This window comes from Shewanella halotolerans (assembly GCF_019457535.1).
Taxonomy (GTDB): domain Bacteria; phylum Pseudomonadota; class Gammaproteobacteria; order Enterobacterales; family Shewanellaceae; genus Shewanella; species Shewanella halotolerans.
This window is the reverse complement of the sequence record NZ_CP080417.1, coordinates 2,023,141-2,043,100: the sequence shown is the minus strand read 5'-3', so window position 1 is coordinate 2,043,100 and position 19,960 is coordinate 2,023,141. Positions and strand designations below refer to the sequence as shown.

Below are 19,960 nucleotides of genomic sequence, written 5' to 3'. Positions count from 1 at the left end.
AACAAACATGGCACAAATTATTGTTGTCACCTCAGGTAAGGGTGGAGTGGGCAAGACCACTTCGAGTGCGGCCATTGCCACCGGCCTGGCATTGAAAGGACATAAAACCGTCGTGGTCGATTTCGATATCGGCCTGCGTAACCTGGACCTCATCATGGGGTGTGAGCGCCGCGTGGTGTACGACTTCGTCAATGTGATCAACGGCGAAGCCAACCTGAATCAGGCGCTGATCAAAGACAAGCGCACCAGCAAGCTGTTCGTGCTGCCCGCCTCTCAGACCCGTGATAAAGACGCCCTGACCAAAGAAGGCGTGGGCCGCGTACTGGACGAGCTTAAGCAAGAGTTCGAATACATCATCTGCGACTCACCTGCGGGTATCGAAACCGGCGCCATGATGGCCCTCTATTTTGCCGACACGGCGATCGTCACCACCAACCCAGAGGTTAGCTCGGTGCGCGACTCGGACCGTATCCTGGGCATGTTGCAGAGCAAGTCTAAGCGCGCCGAAGAGGGTCTTGAGCCGGTCAAGGAGCTGCTGCTACTGACACGTTACTCCCCTACTCGCGTCGCCACCGGCGAGATGCTCAGCGTGGCCGACGTGGAGGAGATCTTGGCCATTCCGCTACTTGGGGTGATCCCCGAGTCACAAGCCGTACTCAAGGCATCTAACTCGGGCGTACCTGTGATCATCGACCAAGAGAGCGATGCCGGTAAGGCCTACAGCGACGCCGTGGCACGACTAACGGGTGAAGACGTAGAGATGCGTTTCGTCACCGAAGAGAAAAAAGGATTCTTGAAAAGGATATTTGGTAGCTAATTATGTCTTTACTCGATTACTTCAGAGCGAAAAAAGAGCCTACGACCGCAACCACCGCCAAGGAGAGATTGCAGATCATCGTCGCCCACCAGCGCGGCGAGCGTGATGCGCCAGACTACTTTCCGGCGATGAAGCAGGAGATCATCGAGGTGATCCGCAAGTATGTGCAGATAGACAGCGATCAGGTATCGGTGCAGCTGGATCAGAACGACGACAACCTGTCGGTACTGGAACTGAACGTGACCCTGCCGGAAAAGTCTTAGGCGACTGGCAGGTCTTACTCCGTAGCCAGAATATGCATACAGAAAAGCCCTCAATTGAGGGCTTTTTCATGGGCGCCGTTTGGCGTTTAGCAACTTGAATAATCCTGTCTTAGCAGCTTATCTCGGCCAAGGTGTCCTTACTTAGCTCACCGCGCCAGCCCTGTAACACCAAGGGCATCTCGCCCTGGCCATCATTCCAGCGCCACTGCAGGTATTCATGGATATGACGCTTAGAGCCAAGCAGCTCCATCGGCACCTCATTGGTTTCCGCCACCTGGGTTAGCGCCTGTTTGATCGCCTTAAAGGCCGACTTATAGCCGGGTTTCAGGGCGATCACATCGATAGCCTCGGGCAGGTTATCCAGATCCGCCTTGGCCATCACGGCGATGATCGCCTTGGCATGCAGGCGCTTCTCCTGTTCGGTCAACTCTGTCATCCTGAAGATCTCCCCCGTACTCTTAGGCTGCTTCTTGGCCAGCGCCAGCAGCGCGTGATCTTTGATAACGAAGCCCAGGGCCAAGTCTCTGTCCAGCGCTTTTTGCAGGCGCCACTTGGCCAGCACCTTTAGATAGGCCAGCTGTTTAGGGCTTAGCTGGAAGGCGTTCTTCACCTTGAGGTAGGCGGTGTCGCCATCCGGGCTCTCAAGACGCCCCTGGGTCATGCGCTCGCCCTCTTCCAGCAGCCAAGGCATTCTGCCACTCTCTTGCAGCTTTTCTAGCAGCTGAGGATAGAGCTGATAGAGATAATCCACATCGTTAGCGGCATACTGAAGCTGGGCATCGGTGAGCGGACGTTTCATCCAGTCGGTGCGCGACTCGCCCTTATCCAGCTGCACGCCCAGGCAGTGCTCCACCAGCTTGGCGTAGCCCATGCCATGACCCCAACCACAGAAGGCGGCGGCGATCTGGCTGTCGAACAGCACCTTAGGCTGACAGCGACCGTAACGGGCCAAGACTTCGAGATCTTCGCTACAAGAGTGCAGCACGCTTACCATATCGTCGCGCTCCAGCAAGGCCCAAAATGCAGAGAGGTCGCTTACCGCCACAGGATCGATCAGCGCCAGGGTCTCGCCATCATAAACCTGGATCAGTCCCAGCTTGGCGTAATAGGTGCGGGTGCGAACGAACTCGGTATCCAACATCAGGACCTTAGCCTGACGATACTTAGCCACCAACTCTGTTAGGCTGGCGTCATCCTCTACATATTGAAAGGTCAAATCTCATCTCCAAATGCTATGGCTCGGTGAACACAAAAGCCGGCATAATGCCGGCTTTGAGTCACCTACAACGGGTGGTTTCCTATATAACTAGGCCGATTTGGCTTCGTCACGCAACTCGCGGCGTAAGATCTTGCCCACGTTGCTCTTAGGTAGCTCATCCCTGAATTCTACCAGCTTAGGAATTTTATATCCCGTCAAATGATGACGACAGTGCTTGATCACCTGCTCTTCGGTCAAAGATTTGTCTTTTGGTACCACAAATACCTTCACCAGCTCGCCGCTCACCTCATGGGGAACGCCGACGGCGGCCACTTCCAGCACCTTAGGATGCAGGGCAACCACCTCTTCCACCTCGTTAGGGAAGACGTTAAAGCCAGAGACCAAGATCATATCCTTCTTGCGATCCACGATAAAGAAGAAGCCTTGCTCATCCATGTAACCGATATCGCCGGTGGCCAGATAGCCATCCTTATCGATCACCTTGGCCGTCTCTTCCGGGCGCTGCCAGTAGCCTTTCATCACCTGAGGACCCTTGGCAAACAGCTCGCCGGTCTCGCCCTGAGGAAGCACATTGCCCTCTTCGTCACGCACCTGTATGTCGGTATTGGCGACCGGGAAGCCGATAGAGCCGTTGTAGCCCTCCAGGTTATAGGGGCAGCAGGTCAGCAGCGGCGAGGCCTCGGTCAGACCGTAACCTTCCAGCAGGCGCGTCTTGGTGATCCCCTGCCACTTATCGGCCACGGCGCGCTGCACCGCCATACCGCCACCGATAGAAAGCTTAAGATTGGAGAAATCCAAGGTCTTAAACTCTTCTGAGCTGACCAGGGCGTTAAACAAGGTGTTCACCCCGGTAAGCGCCGTGAATGGATGCTTCTTCAACTCAGACACGAAGGCCGGGATATCCCTTGGGTTAGTGATCAGCAGGTTGTTCGCGCCTTTATGCAGGAACAAGAGGCAGTTCACCGTCAGGGCGAAGATGTGATACAGCGGCAGTGCGGTAACCACAAACTCCTTACCATCGGCGAGCAGCGGCGAATAGGCCGCGTCGGCCTGCAGCAGGTTGCTGACGATATTGCCATGGGTCAGCATGGCGCCCTTAGACACACCAGTGGTGCCGCCGGTGTATTGCAAGAAGGCGATATCGTCCCCCTTGATGGTCGGCTTCACATACTGCAGGCGGCGCCCCTTAGAGAGGGACTGACGCATAGAGATGGCATGTGGCAGATGATACTTAGGCACCATCTTCTTGATGTACTTGACCACAAAGTTCACCAGGGTGCGCTTAGGCGCGCTCAAGAGATCGCCAAGACCGGTTAGGATCACGCTCTTCACCGGCGTCTGATCCACAACCTGCTCTAAGGTATTGGCAAAGTTAGATACCACGACGATCGCCTTGGCACCCGAGTCGTTGAGCTGATGCTTCAATTCTCTTGGGGTATACAGAGGGTTCACGTTGACCACCACCATGCCGGCACGCAATATGCCGAACAGGGCGATGGGATACTGCAGCAGGTTAGGCATCATGATCGCCACGCAATCGCCCTTCTCTAGCTTGAGTTCGTTTTGCAGATAAGCCGCAAAGGCACGGCTGCGCTCTTCGAGTTTTCGATAGGTCAGCGTCGCGCCCATGTTCACAAAGGCAGGCTGATCGGCATACTTGGCTACCGAGCTTTCAAACAGGTCGATCAGCGAGCTGTATTGCTTTGCATCGATAATAGCGGGCACATCATGGGGTAAATTTTTCGTCCAAAGCTGTTCCACGAGTCTCTCCTAAATCCCCAGGCAGAGTTAGGTGAATGAGGCCATTCACTTAAGGTTTCAAAAACAGAAACTAAACACTGACTTATAAATATTGTAGGTAACACCCTAAAAATCATACGGGCGTTTTAATTTTGAACATCATCACACAATTAGAGTAAAAATCCTAGTGTAATTTTACCATCCCTCCCCGAGGGGCTGTCACGCTAAAAATGCCTTAATTGCCGCAGCCACCTCCAGACTATTACCCATATGGAGATGATGGTCACCTTCGAGGGTCACCTGAGTGAGATCTTGATACCAACTGGCGGCGGTTTCACATAGATCTTCGCCAGCCGTATCATGGGCTTCAGACACCTTTTCTGTCTGGTGATAGCCCATCAGGGGATAACCCTCTTTGCCTCTAATGACCAGCACCTTGCCAGCGTGGCCCTGCATCAGGCCGCTGACATGGTCAAAATCGAGACGCATGGGGGAATCTAACTTGAGTCTGGGGTCGCTACGCCAGTAGTAGTGACCGTCTGTAAGCTGCAGGTTGCGCTCGAGTATAAGCCTACACCAGGGCATATCCAGCCCGGTGAGTTTATGCCTTGCCCTGACCGCTGCATCCAGCACCACAGGCTTAGGCGCGAGCTGACTCATGGCGGCCCGCTGATGGGCATCGAAGCTGCGCCTGAGTCTTAGCTTGCTCTTAGCGGGCGCCTCAAACAGCGGCGCGAGCGCCTCGATAACGATCCAATGCTTGGCCTTCTCGGCAAAGGCGGCGCTGTAGGCCGAAGCCACTATGCCGCCCAGCGAGTGACCTATCACGCCATGCAGGGGCTGATGACGCACTATGGCATCGATAAGCAGCTCGAGATCATAGAGGTAGTCTATCCAGTGCAGCGGATAACCGCCGGGCCTGTGCTGTGACGCGCCGTGACCCGGCCAATCGATCGCCAGCAGGCGATACTCGCTTAAATGCTCCGCCAAGGGCGCAAAGCTGTTGGCGTTATCCAGCCAACCGTGCAGCGCCAATAGCAGAGGTTTATCCGCCTCCCCCCACAGCCGACCAGAGAGACGAATATGGGGCAGTGAAAGCATCACTTCATTGCCATCAGTTGAGGGCTGACACAGGGGGGCTAGCGGATCGCTCATGATTAAGACTTCTTCACAAATTTAAGCGTCATGCGGTCGCTCTCGCCGATGGCAAGATACTTGGCTTTATCCTGATCGCCCAGACGCAGGCTCGGCGGCAGAGTCCAAACGCCCTTAGGATGATCTTTGCTGTCCTTAGGGTTAGCATTGACCTCACTGCTTGCCACCAAGGAAAAGCCAACCTTCTCAGCCAGCGCGATCATCTCATCCTGCACCATGTAGCCTGTGCTCAGATCCATGCCAGGGTTTGCCCTGTGCTCAACCACGCCAAAGGTACCACCAGGCTTTAACACCTTGTAGGCGGAGTCAAACACCTGCTCCAATACTCCGGACTTGGCCCAGTTGTGCAGATTTCTGAAGGTCAGCACCACATCGGCGCTGTTAGGCGCGCCGAGTTCCGCAAGCCTTGGGGGATCGAAACTGATACTCGATGCCTGACCTAAAGTATCGCCATGATCCTTGAGCCACTTGTCCAGCGCCTTGCCCAGGCGGATACGATAGCCAGGCACCTCTAGGCCCTCTGGCGGGTTGGCATCGAAATTCGCGGCGATATAGTGACCCTCTTTCGCCAAGTATGGGGCGAGGATCTCGGCGTACCAACCACCGCCCGGCCAGAGTTCCACCAGGGTATCGCTTGGCTTAACACCGAAGAAGCTCAGGGTCTCCCCCGGGTGACGATACTGATCACGCTCGATATTTGCCGCTTGTCTCAGCGGATTGGTGAGCGCATCTGTGACCTGCTGATTGACCAGGTGTGTCTCGTTAGCCTGGGCATAGTTTGGGCTGACTAGGCTAGGTGCCGCCACGCCTATGGCTAATGCCAGTGAGGCCGCTAAGGTTAAACTCTTCATATTCTCTCCCTAGATATTAGATAAGGCTAAAACACCTAAGCTATCAGGCTAATAACGAAAATTAAACTAGATATACAGTCGGTTACACTTTTTGCGCGCTCAGCTGATTGGCACTATCGACCCGGCGCCAGCAGAGCCAGAGCATGGTTAAACTGGTGAGCAGCCAGATGCCTACCCAGATCCAGGCCGGGATCCAGGTCTGCTCCGCCAGCATGGCTGCATCGCCGCGCCCCGGCATGCCCAGCAGCACGGTCGGGCTGGCGAGCGCGTTCAACATCACCATCAGCGCCATCACCCTCAGGGCAAAGGTCAGCAGTGGGCTATGACTGAGTTTTAACGGCAGCAGAAACAGCAAGGCGAGCATCAGCAAGATGGCGACGGTGAGCAGATCCCGCCCCCAGAGCACGATACTCAGCAACACCACCAGCCCGAGACAGCTAAAGCTGACGCGGATCCCCCTGGCCCAAGTCGCCAGATGAAAGATGAGTAGCCCCCAGAGCGCGGCGCCGAAATAGCCGGCAAAGCCAATCAACACGGGCCAGCCTCCCTGGCTCACGCACAGACCGGCGCCGTTGGGATAGAGCTCAATATGACTCACTATCCCGCCGCTAATCAGGGTCGCCAGGGCGTGAGACGCCTCGTGAAAATAACTCTCCAGCCACTTAAAGGGCACGCTCAGATAGGGAATGCGAGTAACTACCAGGGCCAGCAGCAGCTCGACCATGAAGAGGCTGCGAGATGGCATGCCGCTTGAACCTAAAGGCGAAGGTGACGGAGAAGATGAGGGAGAAACAGAGGAGGAAGTTGGCGAAAGTCCCATAATGAATAACCCATCCTATAGGTTGATGATGCAGTGATGTTTCGGCCACTCAATCATGTCTGGTGTTCCCGGCTAAAACCGGACTAAAACATGGCTAAAACCAGCCTATAACCGGACTAAAACCGGGCTAAAACCGGAATAAGACAAGACGCCTAACTACCTATCTGCCTGAACTAAAGTGTGCCTAGACTAGAATATGCCTGACTTAAAGTGAGATGTGAAACGCTAGGCGTTAAACGTCAGGCATCAAACATAAGCAACTAAACGTAAGTGTCTATGCCCACCATCTGAGAGATGGCATCGCGCTGGGCGGCGTGTTGGTGCAGCAGATATTGGCCTATGGCGCCGCGACTGCCACCGGTTTGTTGATCGTATTCAAGCTTGGCGCTAAGCCGCTCTTCGAGGGACTCGTGCTTGCGATCGACCAACTGAGTGGCGTCACCAGTGGTATCGCTAGCCACATTTGTATTGGCATTTGCCGCAACTTGGATCTCGTCTCTAGCTGGTACGGCCGGCCCCACTGGCGTCACGTCGATGACATTGGTCCGCAAAGTCTGCTGGGGGGCGATAGCATCGCTAATGGCAGAGGCGCCCGAAGAGAGTCCAGGCATCAGGTTAGATGACGAAACTTGCATACTAATGATTCCCCCTTCTCTCCTGACAATCTGGTTACGCGATACTGCTTCAAGCCTACACTAAATTACTCGCGACCGGGCAGTTTTTTCCAGGTCACGGTATCACGCAGATACACAGGTTTTAGCCGATCCACATCGGTCGCCTGCCCCGCCTTCACAGCGGCTTCTGCCAGCGGCAACATAAAGCGCGCGAGTGGGAATTTGGCTTCCTCGACCAGGCTCATCTGCTCGGTCAATAGCTCCGGATAGGCATCGAAGCCTGTGCCACAGGCGGCAAGGGGCGTATCAAAAGCCAGCTGGCTCGACAACTCCTCTGGCGCACAGACCCGCTCTTCCCCAACCAGGCTGGCCAAGCCATCTACAGACAGGTACTCGCCGTAGTAAATCTCGCCCATGCGCGCATCGATGGCGGTCGCTACTTGAGTCGCGCCCTTTATCTCGATAGCCGCCTGGGCCATGGCCGCCAGGGTTGAGATCCCCACCACGGGAAGATCTTGGCCTAAAGCCATCCCCTGGGTCATAGAGGTGCAGATACGGATCCCGGTAAAGCTGCCAGGGCCACGGCCATAAGCAATCACATCCACCTGACTCAGCTCGATACCCGCCTCTTGCAGTACCTCCTGCACCATGGGCAGCAGGCGTTGGCTGTGTTCCCGCGGCGCATCGGCCTCACGGGCAAACACCTGTCCCTGATATTGCAGGGCGACCGAACAAAACTCGGTGCAGGTGTCCAGGGCGAGTAAACTTAATGGGGCTGAGAAATCTTTATTTTCCGGCATGCAAAAACGAACCAAATCTGTCGCGATATCATGACACTGCGCGGCTATTCGAACTGCGCTAATGCCTCATCGCCAAAACCATAGGATGAATGGCGCCGATTATAACGTAAAACCCGCTTAGGTATAGCCTTAATTGCCCGCTCCATAGCGGTCAACCTAGGTATTTTAGCGACTAGACGTCACTTGCCCTTTGGCCCTATAGCCCCTTGAGTTGATATCGACGCTAGGGCAAAAAATCCGTTTTCTCTTTGAGATAAACCCGATAGGATAGGCTCACGCTTATCGGCTTATTAGCTTAATTTGGCGCTTAAGCCAGCACGCAAGCCGACACAAGAGCTAGCACAGACACTCAACCCAAGGATCTAGAGTCGCACTCAGATGTAGGCTAATGACGTAATGAGTCAATCAAGAGCACAGTCCCAACCTCTGTCACAATCGCCATCGCATTTATCCTCCCAGGCCGTGATGATGGCCCTAGGCTCGGCCATTTTAATGGGCACAATCGGCGCACTGGCGCGCACCGCCAACCTAGAAGCCAGCATCATCACCTTTTACCGCCTGCTGATCGGCGCCGCCTGCCTCATCGCCTACATGCTTGCCACAGGCAAGGCCCGGCAGATCCTGCATCGTCCAGGGAAACGCCATCTTTTTAATGGCGCTATGCTCGCCGGTTTCATGGTGTTTTACGTGCAATCCATAGGTTACATCAACATGGCCAATGCGGTGATGCTTATCTATCTCGCCCCCCTGGTCAGCGCCATTGGCGCTCACTTCCTCTTCCATGAGCGGCTGACGCGCCAAGACCTATTAGCCATAGGCATCGCCCTTATTGGCGTCGTAGCCATATTGCCGAGCCTTGAGAGCCTCACGGGCAGCACGGCCGAACTCAAGGGCTATGGCTTTGCCCTGCTGGCCCTGCTGAGCTACAGCGGTTTCATGTTAATCAATCGCCGCCCCGCCAGTGCCAGCCCCTACCAGAGCACGCTTATCCAACTGAGTTTCGGCGCCCTCTGCTTGCTGCCCTTCGCCCTGCATCAAGCCGTGCTCCCCAGCTTAACCCAGTGGTTCTGGCTGGCGCTGATCGGCGTGTTTCCCGGCTTTCTGGCGATCTTATTCGCGGTCAAGGCGCTACGGGTTTTGCCCGCGGCCACCTTCGGCACCTTGGCCTATATCGAACCTGTGACCGTGGTGATCCTCGGCTGGAGCCTGTTTGCCGAGCACCTCACCCCGATACAATTAATGGGCTGTGGCCTGATCATCTGCGCCGGACTGATACAGACACGCAAGCGACGCCGGGCCCCTAATCCCCAATAGAAGGAGTTGTCGATGAGTGCAAAGATCCCAAGAATCGTGATAGTGGGCGGCGGTGCCGGCGGACTCGGCCTGGCCACCCAACTGGGACACAAGTTAGGCAAGAAGCAGCGGGCCGAGATCCTGCTGATAGACAAAAATCGCACTCATATCTGGAAACCCTTGCTCCATGAGGTGGCCACAGGTTCACTCGACGCCGACCTCGACGGCGTGGTCTACTCCGCCCATGCGGTTAAACATGGCTACCAGTTTCAATTGGGGGAACTCACCGGGCTAGATCTTAAGGGCAAACGATTACAGCTCGGCGCCATCAGCAACGATAAGGGCGAGGCACTGCTGCCCGCCAGAGAACTTGAGTACGACACCTTAGTATTGGCGGTCGGTAGCGTCAGCAACGACTTTGGCACCCCGGGCGTAAAGGAGCACTGCTTCTTTCTTGACTCCCACCACCAGGCGAACCGCTTTCACAACGCCCTGCTCGACAGCTTCACCCGCATGCATCAATCGGAGGAACAGCAAAAGCTCAATATTGCCATCGTCGGCGGTGGTGCGACTGGGGTGGAGCTGTCCGCCGAACTCTACCATGTGACCGATCTGCTCAAGAGTTATGGCCTGAGCAAGATGACCGCCGACAGGCTGAGTATCACACTGATCGAGGCTGGCCCGCGGATCTTACCCGCCCTGCCCGAGCGTATCGCCGCCTCGGCTACCCGCGAGCTGATTAAGCTTGGCGTGTCGGTGCGACAAAATACCCGCATCGAAGAGGCGACCTCTAAGGGCTTTGTCACTGCAGGCGGCGAGTTGATCGCCGCCAACCTGATGTTATGGGCTGCCGGGGTTAAGGCGCCAGATTTTATCAAGCAGATAGAGGGACTTAACCTCAACCGCGCCAATCAGATATTGGTGCGTCCGACCCTACAGGCCCAAGGCCATGACGATCTCTATGTGATCGGCGATTGCTGCGCCTGTGAACAAGCCGATGGCAGCTTCGTGCCGCCCAGGGCCCAGTCGGCGCACCAGATGGCCCAGTGTGTCGAGCGCAATATTCTCAATGAGCTCAGAGGCCTGGGTCTCACCGAATATGAATATGTGGATCACGGCTCCCTGGTCAATCTGTCACGCTTTAGTACCGTGGGCAGCCTGATGGGCAACCTCACCAAAGACAGCATGTTTGTCGAGGGTAAGATCGCCCGCTTCATGTACATCTCCCTCTACCGCATGCACCAAAAAGCAATTCACGGCCTGACCAAGACCATCGCCCTCTGGTTGGTGGAGAAGATGATGCGGGTAGTTCGCCCACGGATGAAGCTGCACTAAGCAGGCTTAGCGCTAGTCTATGGCTTGCAGGAAACGCACCGCACTGTCGAGTTCCCGGGTGCGATGCATGGGCGGCAGCGAGTTAATAAAGGCCTGACCATAGGGGCGATTGACGATGCGGTTGTCGCAGAGGATTAACACGCCCCTGTCTTTCTCATCTCGAATCAGGCGGCCGACACCCTGGTTCAGGGATATTACCGCCTGGGGCAGCGACAAGGTCATGAAGGGATCTTTGCCCTCACGCTGCACGCCGTCGGCCCTGGCCTTGTAGAGGTTATCGTCCGGCGAGACGAAGGGCAGCTTGTCGATGATGACGCAGCTCAGTAGCTTACCGCGCACATCCACCCCCTCCCAGAAGGCGCCCGTACCCAGCAGCACGGCGTTACCCAGCTGCCGATACTTCTTAAGCAAAGTCTGCTTGCCCGCCTGTCCCTGCACCAGGAGCGGATAATCGACCCGCCCCTGTAACATCACCGCCACCAGATTGAGCATGCGATGGCTGGTAAACAGCATGAAGGTACGCCCCTTGGCGGCATTTATCGCCTTCACCGCCACCTCCACCAGCTGCCTGGCGGCCCGCTCCTGACTGGTGACCGACACCAGATGGCGCGGCACACAGAACAGAGATTGGCGCTGATAGTCGAAGGGGCTGTCCAATATACTCGTGTTGGCCTTTTCCAGCCCCATCGCCTTGGTAAACAGCGACAGGTCGCGATTGATCTGCAAGGTGGCCGAGGTAAAGATCCAGCTGACATCCGGGCTAAACAGCGACTGACACTCCTTGGCCACCTTGATGGGCGAGATCCTCAAGGTCAGGTGCTGATAACCATAGTCTATGCTGTAGGCGCTATCTGGGTTATCGCATTGAATAAACACGCTTAATTTACTGAGCAGCCCATCAATTTTTTCAACGCCATCGTCGAACGCCTCGTTGCGGCCAAGATAGCCCAGCAGCATGGTGCGGTAGGCGGTCAGCTCAGACACCAGTGCCCATGATGCCTCCATCAGGGCCTTGTCGCCGATAAGCCTTCGCCAGTCACGCTCCTCGCCAGCAAAAAGCAGTCCCTGCCAATGGATCAGCTGAGTATGGCAGCGGGCCGTCATGGCGCCAATCTGCGGCGAATCTGCCATCTGGGTGCGATAGAGTTCGTTAAAACGTTCCAGCAGGCGGATGAGGCTCTTGATGCTGAGCTGCTGGCCGAAATAGGTCACGGCGATATCTGGCAGCAGATGCGCCTCATCGAAGATCACCACGTCGCTGTCGGGGAGCAGCTCGGCAAATCCCGTCTCTTTTAGGATGCGATCGGCGAAAAACAGGTGATGGTTAACCACTATTACCTTGGCATCCAGCGCCTTGGCGCGGGCCTTACGGGTAAAACAGGCCTCATAGTGATCGCAGGCCTTGCCAATGCAGGACTCTTTACTGCTCACCACCAACGGGATCGCCGGGGAGTTTTCCGGCACGGCGTAGAGACTGCCGATGTCACCATCCACCGTCTGGCTGGCCCACTGATCGATTCGCAGCAGGTCATCGAGGATCTTGCCATCGTTCACCTCGACGCCGCTGAGCTGCTTCTCCATCAGGTATTGGCACAGGTAGTTGCTGCGCCCCTTGAGCAGAGCCACTTTTGGCCTGATCCCTAAGATGTTGAGCAGTGCGGGCAGATCTTTGAAAAATAACTGCTCCTGCAGGTTCTTACTGCCGGTGCTGACGATGACCTGCTTACCGCTGAGTAGCGCCGGCACCAGATAGGCGTAGGTCTTGCCCACGCCCGTGCCCGCCTCGACCACCAGGTTGTCGCCCTTTTGCAGGGTCTTACTCACCCGAGTCGCCATCGTCTGCTGCTGGACACGACAGCTATAGCCCTTGATATGACGGCTTAAGCTGCCATCTGGGGCGAATACCTGCTGTACATCCTGGGTCAGTCGTTTATTCAATGAATGGCTGATGATAGTTAATGTTTAAAATGACATGCTGGCATTATGCGGATTTTCTTACCCAGCACAAGCCACAAAGCGCTAGCGATAAAGAAACAGGAAATCATTGAGATCCATTGGGGATACCCCAGCGTTAGTTGAATAATTTTCAATCGACCCAAATTAGCGCTTGCATACGCCGAAAAACTTGATTAGTTTAAATACAACTTAGGGCAGACACTGCCCCCGCTAATACACAAAGCAAGTACACGCAGCACTAAGCGAGAGAAGACAGAACATGGCACAGCGTTTGAATACTATCCACCATCACCATCATATGCGGTAGCCTTCGGATGCTTACTGCCGGAGGACTATTTCCTTCTGGCGGTTGATTCAAAAGCGATCTAAGACCCCTGGAAGGAATTCCGGGGGTTTTTAGTTTTTAGCTTAAGATTTTGTTTTAAAACGATTTAAACAATTTTACTGAATCAACAAATGAGGAAACATCCTATGTCAGAGTCAAACCGATTACGTATCGCCATTCAAAAGTCCGGCCGCCTGTCCAAGGAATCCCAGAAGCTCCTCAAGAGCTGCGGCATCAAGTTTAACGTTAACGAACAGCGCCTCATCGCCCACTCTGACAACATGCCTATCGACCTTTTACGTGTCCGTGACGACGACATTCCCGGCCTGGTGATGGACGGCGTGGTCGACCTTGGCATCATAGGCGAGAACGTGCTCGAAGAGGAGCAGATCGAGCGTCAAACCTTGGACAAGCCGAGCGAGTGTATCAAGCTGCGCCAACTGGATTTCGGCGCCTGTCGCCTGTCGCTGGCGGTGCCCACCGAGTTTCGCTATCAGGACGCCAGCTCGCTCGAGGGCCTGCGCATCGCCACCTCCTACCCTAACCTGCTACGCCGCTACATGCAGGAGAAAGGCATTAGCTATCGCGACTGTATGCTCAAGGGCTCGGTGGAGGTTGCCCCCCGCGCCGGCCTGGCAGACGGTATCTGCGATCTGGTCTCAACTGGCGCCACGTTAGAGGCCAACGGCCTGTACGAGACTGAGGTGATCTACCGCTCCATGGCCTGCATCATCCAATCGACCCAGGAGCAGAGCGAGGCCAAACAGGCGCTGATCGACAAGATCCTCTCCCGCGTCAACGGTGTGGTGCGCGCCAAGGAGAGCAAATATATCCTGCTGCACGCCCCGACCGAGACACTGGATCAGATTGTCGCCCTACTGCCAGGCGCCGAGAACCCGACCGTACTGCCGCTGAACGACGACACCAATCGCGTGGCGATCCACGCGGTCAGCAGCGAAGATCTCTTCTGGGATACCATGGAGGCCCTGACCCAGCTAGGTGCCAGCTCCATCCTGGTGATGCCAATCGAAAAGATGATGGGATAATGCCATGACGACAAACACCATGACATCCACACAGATGCAGCGCCTCGACTGGCAGGCGCTCGATGACCAGGCAAGGCGAGAGGCCCTGTCACGCTCACCTCTGATTGGCGATGCTAACCTTGAGCAGCAGGTCAAGGCGATCATTGACCAGGTGGCCAGCCAGGGCGACGCGGCGCTAAAAGCCTTCTCACAAAAATTCGATAAGGTAGAACTCGACGCCCTGCGCCTCAGCGATGCGGCGATAGAAGCCGCCAGCGAGCGAGTGACGCCCGAGACTAAGCAGGCTATCGAGCAGGCCAAACAGAACATCGAGACCTTTCACCAGGCCCAGGCCTTCAAGGGGATCGACCTTGAGACCCAAGCCGGGGTGCGCTGCGAGCTCAGAACCGAAGCTATCGAAAAGGTGGGCCTCTATATTCCTGGTGGCAGTGCGCCGCTCATCTCTACCGTGCTCATGCTGGCACTGCCGGCCAAGATAGCCGGTTGTGAGCAGCGGGTATTGGTCAGCCCGCCACCGATCGACGATGCGATTGTCTACGCTGCCAAGGCCTGTGGCATCACAGATATCTATCAGATAGGCGGCGCCCAGGCGATCGCCGCCCTGGCCCTGGGCACTGAATCTGTACCAGCGGTCGATAAGATCTTCGGCCCGGGCAACCGTTATGTCACCGAGGCCAAGCGCTTAGTTGCCCAGGATAGCCGCTGCGTGGTCAGCATAGACATGCCCGCCGGCCCCTCAGAGGTGCTTGTGATCGCCGATAACGAGGCTAATCCCGACTTCATCGCCGCCGATCTCCTCTCTCAAGCCGAGCACGGCCCCGACTCTCAGGTAATGCTGGTCACCGACAGCCAAACTTTGGCAGACGCCGTCAACCAGAGCCTTGGCGAGCAACTGGCAAGACTGCCCAGAGCCGAGATCGCCATGCAGGCGCTGAGCGCCAGTCGCACCCTGATTGTCGAGGATATGGCCCAGGCCGCCGAGGTTTCTAACCGCTATGGCCCTGAACACCTGATCATTCAGACTCGCGCCCCCCGTGAACTGCTGAGTAAAATCCGCGCCGCCGGCTCGGTATTTCTTGGCGCCTACACGCCAGAGTCAGTTGGCGATTACGCCAGCGGCACCAATCACGTGTTGCCAACCTATGGCTATAGCCGCGCCGTCTCCAGCCTGTCGCTGGCCGACTTTAGCCGCCGCTTCACCGTGCAGGAGCTGAGCGCCCAAGGGCTACAGGGCCTAGGCGAGTGCGTGATGACCCTGGCCAGCGCCGAGCAGCTCGATGCCCACAGAAATGCCGTCGCCGTGCGCCTTGCCACGCTACCGGGCGAGGAGAAATAAGATGAGTGTAGAAGCTAAGATGAATGTTAACGCGACATCGCTCGCCGAGCGTCTCGCCAGACCCGAGCTCCTGACGCTTGAGCCCTATCAGTCGGCGCGCCGCATCGGCGGCGAGGGGCAAATTTGGATCAATGCCAACGAGTCACCCTTTAACAACAGCGACCTGGATGGCCTAAACCGCTACCCTGAGTGCCAGCCGCCCGAGCTTATTACGCGTTATGCCGAGTATGCGGGCGTAAGTAATCAACAGGTACTCACCAGTCGCGGCGCCGATGAAGCCATAGAGCTGCTTATCCGCACCTTCTGTATCCCGGGGCGGGACAGCATCGCCTGCTTCGGCCCCACCTACGGCATGTACGCCATCAGCGCCAAGACCTTCAACGTCGGCGTCAAGGCGCTGCGCTTGGATAGTGAGTATCAGCTGCCACAAGCACTTTGCAGCCAGGTCGGCGATGCCAAGCTAGTGTTTATCTGCAATCCCAACAACCCAACCGGCACAGTGATCGCCCCAGACGCCATAGAGGCAGTGATCCGCAGCCTGCCCGATACCTTGGTTGTGGTGGATGAAGCCTATATCGAGTTTTGCCCGGACTACAGCGTGGCAAGCCTGCTGGATAAGTACGACAACCTGGTGGTGCTGCGCACCCTGTCCAAGGCCTTCGCCTTAGCCGGTGCCCGCTGCGGCTTCATGCTGGCAAACCCTGAGGTCATAGAGATGGTGATGCGGGTGATCGCCCCCTATCCAGTGCCGCTTCCGGTCGCCACGCTGGCGATAGATGCGCTAAGTAAGGAAGGGATAACCCGAATGCAGACTCAGGTCGCTCAGCTCAAGGCCAATGGCCAACGACTCGCTGACGCGTTACGAGAAGCTGGCGCCAGAGTGCTTCCTGCCTATGGCAACTTCGTGCTGGCCTATTTCGACCAGGCAAATGAGATAAAAGTCGATGAAATGCAGGCATGTCTCAAACAGGCGGGTGTGGTCGCCAGGGCCTACAAAGACCCGGCCCTTGCCGATGCGATACGTTTTAGCTTTGCCAGCAACGCCCAGACCGAGACGCTGCTTGCCATACTCAAGGCCTAATGGCAAAACGAAGTAAAGCCGCACCCAGCCAGACAATAACGACAAATTTAAGATAGAAGCAGATTTAAGGTAGAAGCATGATGAAACAGAAAATCCTCTTTATCGACCGCGATGGCACACTGATCGAGGAGCCGGTCACCGACAAGCAGGTCGATAGCCTGGCCAAGCTGGTGTTTGAGCCTCAGGTGATCCCCGCACTGCTCAAGCTACAGGGCGCCGGCTACCGCCTGGTGATGGTGAGCAATCAGGACGGCCTTGGCACCCCCTCCTTCCCCAAGGATGACTTCGATGCCCCCCAGGATATGATGATGCAGATCTTCAACAGCCAAGGTGTCAAGTTCGATGAGGTGCTCATCTGCCCACACTTTGACGATGAAAACTGTAGCTGCCGCAAACCTAAGCTGGGTCTGGTCAAGGCATACCTCACCGAGGGCCGGGTCGACTTTACTCAATCGGCGGTGATCGGTGACAGAGAAACCGATCTGGGCCTGGCCGAGGCCATGGGCATCACAGGCATACAGTACAATCGCGAGACCCTGAATTGGGACGCCATCGCCGAACAACTGCTTGGGGGTAACCGCGTAGCGACTGTGGTGCGCACCACCAAGGAGACCGACATCAAGGTCACTGTCGATCTCGACAGTCAGCTAAAGAGCAGCATCAATACCGGCATCGGCTTCTTCGACCACATGCTGGATCAGGTAGCCACCCACGGTAACTTCAGGCTAGATGTGAGCGTCGATGGCGATCTGGAGATAGACGATCACCACAGCGTCGAAGACACGGCGCTGGCCATAGGTGACGCCCTCAGACAGGCCCTTGGGGATAAACGCGGCATCGCCCGCTTCGGCTTTAGCATCCCCATGGATGAAGCCAGCGCCAGCTGTTTACTGGATCTCTCGGGTCGCCCCTTTATCAAATTTGAAGGCCAATTTGAGCGCGAGATGGTCGGCGAGATGGCCACCGAAATGGTGCCACACTTCTTCCGCTCCCTAGCCGATGGCCTGCGCTGCACCCTGCACCTCTCGACCCAGGGCGATAACGATCACCACAAGGTTGAGAGCCTGTTTAAGGTCTTTGGCCGCACCCTGCGCCAAGCGGTGAAGGTCGAAGGTGACGCCCTGCCATCGAGCAAGGGGGTGCTATGAGCAGCCCTGATACCATCATCATAGATACCGGCTGCGCCAACTTAAGCTCGGTGCGTTACGCCTTCGAGCGGATCGGCGCCGACGTCGAGGTGAGTGACGATATCGACAAGATAAAGGCGGCCACCCGTGTGGTACTGCCGGGCGTAGGTACCGCCAGGGCCGCCATGCAGGCGCTGACGGATAAAAAGCTTATCGACACCATCTGCTCCCTCACCCAGCCTGTGCTTGGCGTCTGCCTCGGCATGCAGATGCTAACCAAGGCGTCACAGGAGCGCGGTGGCTTAAGTTACGGGAATAGTAGCAAGGACTGTCAGTGCCTTGGGCTGATCGACACCAATATCGAGCAGTTGGACGCAAAGGGCCTGCCGCTGCCCCACATGGGCTGGAATCAGATAAGCCCGGGCGATCACCCACTGTTTGCCGGGGTTGCCGAGGGCAGCTATGTCTATTTCGTTCACAGCTACCGGGCACCGCTTGGCGATTTCACCATCGCCAAGTGCGAATATGGCGAGGGCTTTAGCGCCGCCATCGCCAAAGATAACTTCATGGGGGTGCAGTTCCACCCGGAAAAAAGCGCCGCGGTGGGCGCCACCATATTAAGAAACTTTATGAAAATGAATGCCGGCAGCTTTGCCGGTAACCACAAATCTACACAGGAGAGCGCCCAATGATCATCCCAGCAATCGATCTCATCGAGGGCCAAGTGGTGCGTCTCTACCAGGGCGATTATGCCCAGCAGACCACCTTCGACCTGAGTCCGCTCGACCAGCTACAGGCCTATCAGGCTCAAGGTGCGACCTGGCTGCATATCGTCGATCTGACGGGTGCGAAAGACCCAGACAGACGCCAGACCCGACTCATAGGTGAACTGGTCGAGAATCTCGAGGCCAACATTCAGGTCGGCGGCGGCATTCGCAGCGAGGCCCAGGTCAAGGAGCTGTTAGATCTCGGGGTCAAGCGGGTGGTGATAGGCTCCCTCGCCGTCAAACAGCCAGAGCTGGTGCAATCCTGGCTCCAGACCTACGGAAGCGATGCCATCTGCCTGGCACTGGATGTGAATATTAACCAGTCGGGTGAGAAAATAGTCGCCGTGTCGGGCTGGCAGAGTGGCGGCGGTAAGACACTGGAGTCTCTGGTGGCCACCTTCGCCCCCTATGGACTCAAGCACGCCCTGGTTACCGACATCAGCCGTGACGGCACGCTGCAAGGCAGCAATACCCAGCTCTATCAGGAGATCGCGGCGCGTTATCCCGACATTGAGTGGCAGGCCTCGGGCGGTATCGCCACCCTGGACGATGTGAGCGCCGTGCGTGATAGCGGCGCCAGCGGCATCATCATAGGCAAGGCCCTACTCATCAACAACTTTACCGTGAAGGAGGCGATCGCATGCTGGCCAAACGCATAGTCCCCTGTCTGGATGTCCGTGACGGTAAGGTGGTCAAGGGGGTTCAGTTTCGCAACCATGAGATCGTCGGCGACATTGTGCCCCTGGCCGCCCGTTATGCCGCAGAGGGCGCCGACGAGCTGGTATTTTACGACATCACCGCCAGCGCCCACGATAGAGTGGTGGACAAGAGCTGGGTCAGCCGCGTCGCCGAGCAGATAGATATCCCCTTCTGCGTCGCCGGCGGCATCAAGAGTATCGAGCAGGCGCGGGAAAAGCTGGCGTTCGGCGCCGATAAGATCTCGATAAACTCGCCAGCCCTGAGCGACCCCAGCCTGATCGACCGCCTGCAAGATGAGTTTGGCCGTCAATGTATCGTAATAGGCATAGACTCCTATTATGACGCCGATACCGACAGCTACAAGGTGAAGCAATTTACCGGTGACGAGGCCGCCACCAAAGATACCCAGTGGTACACCCAAGACTGGGTGGAAGAGGTGCAGAAACGTGGCTGCGGCGAGATAGTGCTGAACGTGATGAACCAGGATGGCGTTCGCCAGGGCTATGACATCAAGCAACTCGCCATGGTGCGCGCCATCTGCGACGTGCCCCTCATCGCCTCGGGCGGCGCCGGCACCATGGAACACTTCCTCGAAGTGTTCACCCAGGCGGGTGTGGATGCGGCCCTCGCGGCCAGCGTCTTTCACAAAGGGATCATAGAGATAGAGGCGCTTAAGCGATACCTGCTCGATAATGGCGTACAGATGCGCCTGTAAC

19 protein-coding genes are annotated in these 19,960 nt (G+C 56.5%); 11 read left to right on the top strand and 8 right to left on the bottom strand.

The annotated features are described in order from the left end of the window. Window positions 1-7 precede the first annotated feature (7 nt). Complete coding sequence (minD, locus tag K0H81_RS08730) at window positions 8-817, top strand: septum site-determining protein MinD (RefSeq protein WP_144203065.1); 810 nt, start codon at window positions 8-10, stop codon at window positions 815-817. Window positions 818-819: 2 nt separating this feature from the next. After that, window positions 820-1,080, top strand: a complete 261-nt coding sequence (gene minE / locus K0H81_RS08725) for a cell division topological specificity factor MinE (protein WP_144203062.1) — start codon at window positions 820-822, stop codon at window positions 1,078-1,080. A gap of 109 nt (window positions 1,081-1,189) precedes the next feature. Here minE and rnd read toward each other — a convergent pair whose 3' ends face one another. The 7 genes from rnd to tsaB form a co-directional block, all read right to left on the bottom strand. After that, window positions 1,190-2,296: a ribonuclease D gene (gene rnd, locus K0H81_RS08720; RefSeq protein WP_220060592.1), complete on the bottom strand. Its 1,107-nt coding sequence runs from the start codon at window positions 2,294-2,296 to the stop codon at window positions 1,190-1,192. 90 nt (window positions 2,297-2,386) lie between these two features. Then, a complete protein-coding gene (gene fadD / locus K0H81_RS08715; protein ID WP_220060591.1) occupies window positions 2,387-4,060 on the bottom strand; it encodes a long-chain-fatty-acid--CoA ligase FadD in 1,674 nt (557 codons plus the stop codon). 198 nt (window positions 4,061-4,258) lie between these two features. After that, a complete protein-coding gene (locus tag K0H81_RS08710) occupies window positions 4,259-5,194 on the bottom strand; it encodes an alpha/beta fold hydrolase (RefSeq protein WP_258406425.1) in 936 nt (311 codons plus the stop codon). Between the two features lie 2 nt (window positions 5,195-5,196). After that, complete coding sequence (locus tag K0H81_RS08705) at window positions 5,197-6,045, bottom strand: class I SAM-dependent methyltransferase (RefSeq protein WP_220060590.1); 849 nt, start codon at window positions 6,043-6,045, stop codon at window positions 5,197-5,199. Between the two features lie 82 nt (window positions 6,046-6,127). Then, the gene (locus tag K0H81_RS08700; protein WP_220060589.1) at window positions 6,128-6,790 is read right to left on the bottom strand and encodes a M50 family metallopeptidase; all 663 of its coding nucleotides are present in this window, start codon (window positions 6,788-6,790) and stop codon (window positions 6,128-6,130) included. Window positions 6,791-7,125: 335 nt separating this feature from the next. Then, window positions 7,126-7,500, bottom strand: a complete 375-nt coding sequence (locus K0H81_RS08695; RefSeq protein WP_220060588.1) for a hypothetical protein — start codon at window positions 7,498-7,500, stop codon at window positions 7,126-7,128. 65 nt (window positions 7,501-7,565) lie between these two features. Further along, a complete protein-coding gene (tsaB, locus tag K0H81_RS08690; protein ID WP_220060587.1) occupies window positions 7,566-8,279 on the bottom strand; it encodes a tRNA (adenosine(37)-N6)-threonylcarbamoyltransferase complex dimerization subunit type 1 TsaB in 714 nt (237 codons plus the stop codon). 396 nt (window positions 8,280-8,675) lie between these two features. On the opposite strand from tsaB, the gene K0H81_RS08685 reads away from it, so the two are divergent. Then, complete coding sequence (locus K0H81_RS08685; RefSeq protein ID WP_220060586.1) at window positions 8,676-9,593, top strand: DMT family transporter; 918 nt, start codon at window positions 8,676-8,678, stop codon at window positions 9,591-9,593. A 12-nt stretch (window positions 9,594-9,605) separates the two neighbouring features. After that, window positions 9,606-10,907: an NAD(P)/FAD-dependent oxidoreductase gene (locus K0H81_RS08680; RefSeq protein ID WP_220060585.1), complete on the top strand. Its 1,302-nt coding sequence runs from the start codon at window positions 9,606-9,608 to the stop codon at window positions 10,905-10,907. Between the two features lie 12 nt (window positions 10,908-10,919). Here K0H81_RS08680 and yoaA read toward each other — a convergent pair whose 3' ends face one another. After that, a complete protein-coding gene (gene yoaA / locus K0H81_RS08675) occupies window positions 10,920-12,845 on the bottom strand; it encodes a DNA repair helicase YoaA (protein WP_220060584.1) in 1,926 nt (641 codons plus the stop codon). A 489-nt stretch (window positions 12,846-13,334) separates the two neighbouring features. Here yoaA and hisG point away from each other — a divergent pair, with 489 nt between their 5' ends. The 7 genes from hisG to hisF all read left to right on the top strand — a co-directional run bounded on the left by hisG (window position 13,335) and on the right by hisF (window position 19,959). Beyond that, window positions 13,335-14,234 carry an ATP phosphoribosyltransferase gene (hisG, locus tag K0H81_RS08670; RefSeq protein ID WP_011865995.1) on the top strand — a complete coding sequence of 300 codons (900 nt, stop codon included), beginning with the start codon at window positions 13,335-13,337 and terminating at the stop codon, window positions 14,232-14,234. 34 nt (window positions 14,235-14,268) lie between these two features. After that, complete coding sequence (gene hisD / locus K0H81_RS08665; RefSeq protein WP_220060829.1) at window positions 14,269-15,570, top strand: histidinol dehydrogenase; 1,302 nt, start codon at window positions 14,269-14,271, stop codon at window positions 15,568-15,570. 1 nt (window position 15,571) lies between these two features. Further along, window positions 15,572-16,651: a histidinol-phosphate transaminase gene (gene hisC / locus K0H81_RS08660; protein ID WP_220060583.1), complete on the top strand. Its 1,080-nt coding sequence runs from the start codon at window positions 15,572-15,574 to the stop codon at window positions 16,649-16,651. Between the two features lie 80 nt (window positions 16,652-16,731). Continuing rightward, window positions 16,732-17,799: a bifunctional histidinol-phosphatase/imidazoleglycerol-phosphate dehydratase HisB gene (hisB, locus tag K0H81_RS08655; RefSeq protein WP_220060828.1), complete on the top strand. Its 1,068-nt coding sequence runs from the start codon at window positions 16,732-16,734 to the stop codon at window positions 17,797-17,799. Next, window positions 17,796-18,470 carry an imidazole glycerol phosphate synthase subunit HisH gene (gene hisH, locus K0H81_RS08650; protein WP_220060582.1) on the top strand — a complete coding sequence of 225 codons (675 nt, stop codon included), beginning with the start codon at window positions 17,796-17,798 and terminating at the stop codon, window positions 18,468-18,470. The genes hisB and hisH overlap by 4 nt, the downstream gene beginning before the upstream one ends. After that, window positions 18,467-19,204, top strand: coding sequence for a 1-(5-phosphoribosyl)-5-[(5-phosphoribosylamino)methylideneamino]imidazole-4-carboxamide isomerase (gene hisA / locus K0H81_RS08645; RefSeq protein ID WP_220060581.1), 738 nt, complete (start codon window positions 18,467-18,469; stop codon window positions 19,202-19,204). The genes hisH and hisA overlap by 4 nt, the downstream gene beginning before the upstream one ends. Continuing rightward, window positions 19,186-19,959: an imidazole glycerol phosphate synthase subunit HisF gene (gene hisF, locus K0H81_RS08640; protein ID WP_220060580.1), complete on the top strand. Its 774-nt coding sequence runs from the start codon at window positions 19,186-19,188 to the stop codon at window positions 19,957-19,959. Before hisA ends, hisF begins: the two co-directional genes overlap by 19 nt. The last annotated feature ends 1 nt before the right edge of the window (window position 19,960 follow it).

Bases quoted from the DNA above. Each gene is read 5' to 3' on its own strand.
- minD (WP_144203065.1), top strand. From the start codon at position 8: ATGGCACAAATTATTGTTGTCACCTCAGGTAAGGGTGGAGTGGGCAAG.
- minE (WP_144203062.1), top strand. From the start codon at position 820: ATGTCTTTACTCGATTACTTCAGAGCGAAAAAAGAGCCTACGACCGCA.
- K0H81_RS08710 (WP_258406425.1), bottom strand. From the start codon at position 5,194: ATGAGCGATCCGCTAGCCCCCCTGTGTCAGCCCTCAACTGATGGCAAT.
- K0H81_RS08705 (WP_220060590.1), bottom strand. From the start codon at position 6,045: ATGAAGAGTTTAACCTTAGCGGCCTCACTGGCATTAGCCATAGGCGTG.
- K0H81_RS08700 (WP_220060589.1), bottom strand. From the start codon at position 6,790: ATGCCATCTCGCAGCCTCTTCATGGTCGAGCTGCTGCTGGCCCTGGTA.
- K0H81_RS08695 (WP_220060588.1), bottom strand. From the start codon at position 7,500: ATGCAAGTTTCGTCATCTAACCTGATGCCTGGACTCTCTTCGGGCGCC.
- tsaB (WP_220060587.1), bottom strand. From the start codon at position 8,279: ATGCCGGAAAATAAAGATTTCTCAGCCCCATTAAGTTTACTCGCCCTG.
- K0H81_RS08685 (WP_220060586.1), top strand. From the start codon at position 8,676: ATGAGTCAATCAAGAGCACAGTCCCAACCTCTGTCACAATCGCCATCG.
- K0H81_RS08680 (WP_220060585.1), top strand. From the start codon at position 9,606: ATGAGTGCAAAGATCCCAAGAATCGTGATAGTGGGCGGCGGTGCCGGC.
- hisG (WP_011865995.1), top strand. From the start codon at position 13,335: ATGTCAGAGTCAAACCGATTACGTATCGCCATTCAAAAGTCCGGCCGC.
- hisD (WP_220060829.1), top strand. From the start codon at position 14,269: ATGCAGCGCCTCGACTGGCAGGCGCTCGATGACCAGGCAAGGCGAGAG.
- hisC (WP_220060583.1), top strand. From the start codon at position 15,572: ATGAGTGTAGAAGCTAAGATGAATGTTAACGCGACATCGCTCGCCGAG.
- hisB (WP_220060828.1), top strand. From the start codon at position 16,732: ATGAAACAGAAAATCCTCTTTATCGACCGCGATGGCACACTGATCGAG.
- hisH (WP_220060582.1), top strand. From the start codon at position 17,796: ATGAGCAGCCCTGATACCATCATCATAGATACCGGCTGCGCCAACTTA.
- hisA (WP_220060581.1), top strand. From the start codon at position 18,467: ATGATCATCCCAGCAATCGATCTCATCGAGGGCCAAGTGGTGCGTCTC.
- hisF (WP_220060580.1), top strand. From the start codon at position 19,186: ATGCTGGCCAAACGCATAGTCCCCTGTCTGGATGTCCGTGACGGTAAG.